The following is a 5,320-nucleotide window of genomic DNA, read 5'->3' as shown; positions in this document are numbered from 1 at the left end:
CCGGGGCCGCGGGGGGGGCCGCCCCCGCCGCGATCATGATGGCGCAGGTCGTGGCGCCGGAGGGCCACGGTTCCGCGACGGCCGCCGCCGCTGAAGTGCTGCGCGACGCCGCCGCCACCGCCCGCAGCGGACCCCCTGTCGAGCCGGGCGCGTACAGCTACACCAGGGAGCTGATGGTCCACCTCGGGACGGACGAAAGGAAGTGCAGGGAGACCTGGCTCCGGCGGGACGGCTCGATGGCGGCCGGAGGCGACTACGGGGAGCGGCTCGGTGGCCACTGCGATCCCAAGGATCCGTCGCGCTGGTTTCCGAAGCTGGGAAGCGGCGACGACGACCGGCGCCCGCACGCCGACGTCCGCACCCTGCCGACCGACCCGTCGGCGCTCCGCGCGCGACTGTACTCCGACGCCGCCCACGGCAGGGGCCAGAACCCGGACGACAAGGGGCCGCGCGACCAGCTCGTCTTCAACCGGATCGGCCGGCTCCTGCGCATGACGCTCCCGCCCGAGCTGCGGGCCGCGCTGTTCCAGACGCTCGCAACGGTCCCCGGCGTCGACGCCGTCCGTGGTGAGAAGGATGCGCTCGGACGGCAGGGGATCGCGCTGGCCCGGTCCTTCGACGACGCGGATGACCCGGTCCGTGTGGAGATCATTCTGGCCCCGGGCACGTACCGCTACCTCGGCACGAAGGCGGTGCAGAACATGGGGGAGGGACCCCAGACCGACCTCACGGCCCTCTTGGTCGCGGCCGTCGTCACCAGCCCCGCCCAACGCCCCTGAGGCCCCGCCCGGTCCCCGGCCGGGCGGGGTCACGCGGTCGGCGGGAGCGGCGGCAGCGGGAGGGGCAGGCCCGGCAGGCCGTCGAGGCTGGTCGCGACGTGCTCCTTCTTGTGGAAGTAGGCGTCGAGCGACTCGTCGGTCTCCCGGGCGAACCGCGACCCGTGCAGCGGGCGGTCCTCCTCGTACGTCATGAACGGGACGGCGTACCCGCAGGTGTCGCGGATCTTCTCGGCGCGGACGACGATGATCGCGCGCAGCCCGTGCAGCGTCGGGTCGATGTCCGGGAAATGGCGCATCAGCTCGCCCCAGCGCGGATCGTCGCGGAACACCGGCTCGCCGCGCCCGTGCACCCGCACGATGTTCGGCGGGCCGTCGAACGCGCACCACATCAGCGTGATCCGGCCGTTCTCCCGCAGGTGGGCGATCGTCTCGGCGTTGCTGCCCGCGAAGTCGAGATAGGCGACGGTGAGTTCGTCGAGCACCGCGAACGATCCGGTCAGGCCCTTCGGCGAAAGGTTGACGGTGCCGTTCCCGTCCAGCGGCGCCGTCGCGGTGAAGAAGATGTGCTGCGACTCGATGAACGTCCGCAGCCTGCCCTCGATGCGCTCATAGCTCTTCCCCATCCCCCGAGTATGACCACCCGCCCCCAGGCCCCGCCGCACCGGAGTGTCCCGCAGGCGCCGAAATGTCCTTTCGGCTCGCTAGTCTTGGGCGCTTCCTTGATCCACAGGAGTCCACCCCCATGCAAGCAAAGCCGTTACTCGTTCTCGCCTGCCTGCTCCTGTCCGTCACGGCCTGCGGCAGCGCCGGTCCCACCGGCTCCTCGGCCCCGGCCGGTACCGCGGCGGCCCCGTCGACCCCGGCCGGTGCGCGGCCCGCGAGCACCGCCGAGCCGGTCCGCGAGGGGTACGACCCCGCACGGAACGCGAAGGCCGACATCGCCGCCGCGCTCGCGCAGGCGAAGCGGGACGGGCGTCCGGTGCTCCTCGACTTCGGCGCGGACTGGTGCCCGGACTGCGTCGTCCTCGGCCGCACCTTCCGGTCCGCGGAGGTCCGGCCGGTCCTCGCCCGCTACCACGTCGTCTCCGTCGATGTCGGCCGGTTCGACCACAACATCCGCCTGGCGAGGCGGTACGGGGTGAACCTGGAGACGAGCGGGATTCCCGCGCTGGCGGTCCTGTCCGGAAGCGGCAAGGTCAGAACGGTGACGAACGACGGCTCGTTCGCCACCGCGCGCTCGCTCTCGCCGGCGCGGGTGGCCGCGTTCCTGAAGCGTTGGCGGTGAGAGGGGCGTTCCTGGGGGCGCTCGTGCTGGTGGTCGGCGGATGCGGCCACCACGAGGACGCCCCGGAGCCCTCCCGCTTCACCGAAGGCGGCGTCGAGGTGTCGGTCAGCGTGTCGGACACCTCGGTGAAGGCGGTGTACCGGCCGCTGCGTCCCGGATTCCACGTCTACAGCGTGGACCTTCCGGCCGGCGGCGTGGACGGGCTGGGCGTCGCGACGAGGCTGGACGTGCGCGGTGGCCTGACCGCGACCGGGCGCTCCACCGCCGACCGTCCCGTGCGGATGCTCGCCCTTCCCTCGCTGGGGGTGAGCCTGCCGGTCTATCCGGACGGCCCGGTCACGGTCTCCCTGCCCGTCCGCCGGACGGGGCGGACGGCCGAGGTCGTGGTCTCCTACGCCGCGTGCAGCAGCGGCACCTGCCTGCCCCCGGTCACCGACCACGTCACCCGCGTCGCCTTCGGCTGACCTCCCGTTCGCGAGAGGCCGGACCGCGGGAGGGTCACCGGGCGGCGAGGGCGGTGCGGGTGGTCTCCAGGAGGGTGCGGGAGTCGGCGGGGGTGAGGGCCTTCTCCTCGACGAGCTTCCAGGTGTCCCACAGGTCGGCCTGGGCGGTGTCGATGCCGAGGGCGGAGTGGACGAGGGAGATCCGCTCGGTGACGCCGGGGAACTCCAGGACGTCGAAGGCGCCGTGCAGGCCCGGGTACGCGCCGGCGCCCGTCGGGACGACGCGGACGGTCGCGCGGGCGTCGGCGGCGAGGTCGAGCAGGTGCGCGACCTGCGCGTGCAGGACGTCGGCGCGGCCGCCGGGGCTCTCCAGCATGTAGCCGTCGATGATCACGTCGAGGGTGCGGGGCTCGCCGAGGGGGCGGTGCTCCTGGCGGTTGCGGAGCAGGTCCCACTCCTCGTCCGGGTCCGTCTCGCGGAGCCCGAAGACCAGGCGGGCGTACTCCTCGCACCAGACCAGCTCCGGCATGCGGGCGATGCCGAACGTGTGGATGTACGGGGACTCCGACTCGACGGTGTAGATGTCGCGGACGAGGGCCTTCAGGCGGCCGACGTGGCGTGCCAGCCAGGGCGGCCCGTCGGGCCGGGTCGCGAGGTCGACGAGGACCGCGCGGACGCGGTCCGGGACGCCGTAGGCGTCGAGGATCGCGCCGACCTGCTCGGGGGTGGGGTCGCCGAAGCCCGTCTCGACGCGGGCGAGCCAGTCGGCGTCGCGGCCGAGGAGCGCGGCGGCGTCGGGGTAGGACAGCTCGAGGAGCTCCCGGATCTTCCGCAGCTGCTGCCCGAGGCTGCGCGCGTTGATGTTCGGGGCTCGGTAATCCACCGGCATGCCTCCAGGGTAGGAGCATCGCGGTTCCGGTGCGCGGTTTTCCGGTCGCCGACCGTGACGGCCGCCGGTGGCGCGGGCGGTTGAATTTTCATTTTCCTGCCCCCCTTATTGGGCTTGCCGTCCATTACGGAGGACGGCGTCACGTTCGGCTCTGCCCTGGTCGCGGTGTGTTCTGTAAAACGGTCAAAGGGGCATGGGAGGGCGTTCGGGGAACGGCCGGGCGGAAACGAGCGGCCGGTGGGACGGGCGGTGCCAGAATGGCCGCCGGAGGGCCGAAAATTTGTCATCGGATGATGGCTTCGGCTTCTTGACGTGGGCTCGAACGCTTGCCTACAGTCGAGTAACTTAGGTTGATCTTGGAGTGGAACGGGCGTCGACGTGGTCGCCCGCGCCCTCTCGGGACGCCATTCGCGGCGGTCGCCGTATTTTTCCTTCGCCCATGCGCTCCGTGGTCATTCCGGCATGCCCGGATTTCCGGGTGGAGGGAGAACAAGTGCCGCCGGCCTCTCCGCATTCTGGAGGTATTCCGTGAATTCTCGAATAGCGATCGTCGGCATGGCGTGCCGGTTCCCGGACGCCGCGGACCCCGGCGAGCTGTGGGACAACGTGCTGGCCGGGCGCCGGTCGTTCCGGCGCATCCCGTCCACGCGGATCAGGCTGGAGGACTACTACAGCGCCGACCGCGACTCGGCGGACCAGATCTACATCACCGAGGCCGCGCTGCTGCGCGACTGGGAGTTCGACCGGGTCCGGTTCAAGGTCGCCGGGTCGACGTTCCGCAACGCGGACCTGACGCACTGGCTGGCGCTCGAGACGGCGGCGGAGGCGCTGGCCGACGCCGGGTTCCCGGAGGGGCGCGGCGCGCCGGGCGAGACCACGGGGGTGCTGGTCGGCAACTCGCTGACCGGCGAGGGCATCCGGGCGGCGCAGATGCGGCTGCGCTGGCCCTACGTGCGGCGGGTGGTCGCGGACGCGCTCAAGGACGACGTGGCGGGCGACCGGCTCGCGGCGCTGCTGGCGGAGCTGGAGCACTCCTACAAGGCGCCGTTCCCGGTGCCGGACGGCGACTCGCTGGCCGGCGGGCTGTCCAACACGATCGCCGGGCGGATCTGCAACCACTTCGACTTCAACGGCGGCGGCTACGTCGTGGACGGCGCGTGCGCGTCGTCGCTGCTGTCGGTGATCACGGCGTGCAACGCGCTGGCCTCCGGCGACATGGACCTCGCGGTCGCGGGCGGCGTGGACATCAGCGTGGACGCCACGGAGCTGATCGGGTTCTCGCGGGCGGGCGCGCTGGCCGTCGAGGAGATGCGGGTCTACGACCGGCGGTCGGCCGGGTTCTGGCCCGGCGAGGGCTGCGGGATGGTCGTGCTGATGCGCGAGGAGGACGCCGTCGCGCGCGGCCACCACGTGCACGGCTTCATCGACGGGTGGGGCGTGTCGTCCGACGGCGCGGGCGGCATCACCCGGCCGGAGACCGACGGGCAGCGGCTCGCGCTGGACCGGGCGTACCGGCGCGCCGGGTTCGGCCCGGACGAGGTCGGCTACTTCGAGGGCCACGGCACCGGGACGGCCGTCGGCGACGCGGCCGAGCTGGAGACGCTGATCGAGGCGCGCCGCGCGGCGGGCGCGAGCGGGATCCCCGCGGCGGTCGGCTCCATCAAGGCGAACATCGGGCACACCAAGGCCGCGGCGGGCATCGCCGGGCTGATCAAGGGCGTCAAGGCGGCCGGGACGGGCGTGCTGCCGCCGACGACGGGGTGCGAGCGGCCGCACCCGCTGCTGGACGAGGGCGGCGACGCGCTGCGCGTGCTGCGCAAGGGCGAGGCGTGGCCGGAGGGCGTGCCGCTGCGCGCGGGCGTCAGCGCGATGGGCTTCGGCGGCATCAACACGCACGTGGTCGTCGAGGCGCCGCGCCCGTCCC

The 5,320-nt window shown here is 72.8% G+C and carries 6 protein-coding genes; 4 read left to right on the top strand and 2 right to left on the bottom strand.

The window, feature by feature from the left end; all coding sequences use genetic code 11:
- Positions 1 to 779, top strand: a 779-nt coding sequence (locus tag ABZ914_RS45720; protein WP_500200934.1) for a CU044_5270 family protein, incomplete at its 5' end; no start/stop codon positions are given.
- Between the two features lie 29 nt (positions 780 to 808).
- Here the strand turns inward: ABZ914_RS45720 and ABZ914_RS45715 are convergent.
- A complete protein-coding gene (locus ABZ914_RS45715; RefSeq protein ID WP_500200933.1) occupies positions 809 to 1,402 on the bottom strand; it encodes a pyridoxamine 5'-phosphate oxidase family protein in 594 nt (197 codons plus the stop codon).
- 119 nt (positions 1,403 to 1,521) lie between these two features.
- Between ABZ914_RS45715 and ABZ914_RS45710 the strand changes: the two genes are divergently transcribed.
- Together ABZ914_RS45710 and ABZ914_RS45705 are read left to right on the top strand one after the other, a co-directional pair.
- Positions 1,522 to 2,064, top strand: coding sequence for a thioredoxin family protein (locus ABZ914_RS45710; protein ID WP_500200932.1), 543 nt, complete (start codon positions 1,522 to 1,524; stop codon positions 2,062 to 2,064).
- Positions 2,061 to 2,528 (top strand): hypothetical protein, encoded by a 468-nt coding sequence (locus ABZ914_RS45705; protein ID WP_500200931.1) that lies wholly within the window; start codon positions 2,061 to 2,063, stop codon positions 2,526 to 2,528. Before ABZ914_RS45710 ends, ABZ914_RS45705 begins: the two co-directional genes overlap by 4 nt.
- Positions 2,529 to 2,562: 34 nt before the next feature.
- Here ABZ914_RS45705 and ABZ914_RS45700 read toward each other — a convergent pair whose 3' ends face one another.
- Positions 2,563 to 3,396: a helix-turn-helix domain-containing protein gene (locus tag ABZ914_RS45700; RefSeq protein ID WP_500200930.1), complete on the bottom strand. Its 834-nt coding sequence runs from the start codon at positions 3,394 to 3,396 to the stop codon at positions 2,563 to 2,565.
- A 528-nt stretch (positions 3,397 to 3,924) separates the two neighbouring features.
- Here ABZ914_RS45700 and ABZ914_RS45695 point away from each other — a divergent pair.
- A partial coding sequence (locus ABZ914_RS45695; RefSeq protein WP_500200929.1) for a beta-ketoacyl synthase N-terminal-like domain-containing protein occupies positions 3,925 to 5,320 on the top strand: 1,396 nt, incomplete at its 3' end.

Origin of the sequence: Spirillospora sp. NPDC046719 (assembly GCF_040645715.1) — a bacterium.
Taxonomy (GTDB): Bacteria; Actinomycetota; Actinomycetes; order Streptosporangiales; family Streptosporangiaceae; genus Spirillospora.
Note: the sequence above shows the minus strand (reverse complement) of the source record. Positions and strands in the feature narration are given on the sequence as shown.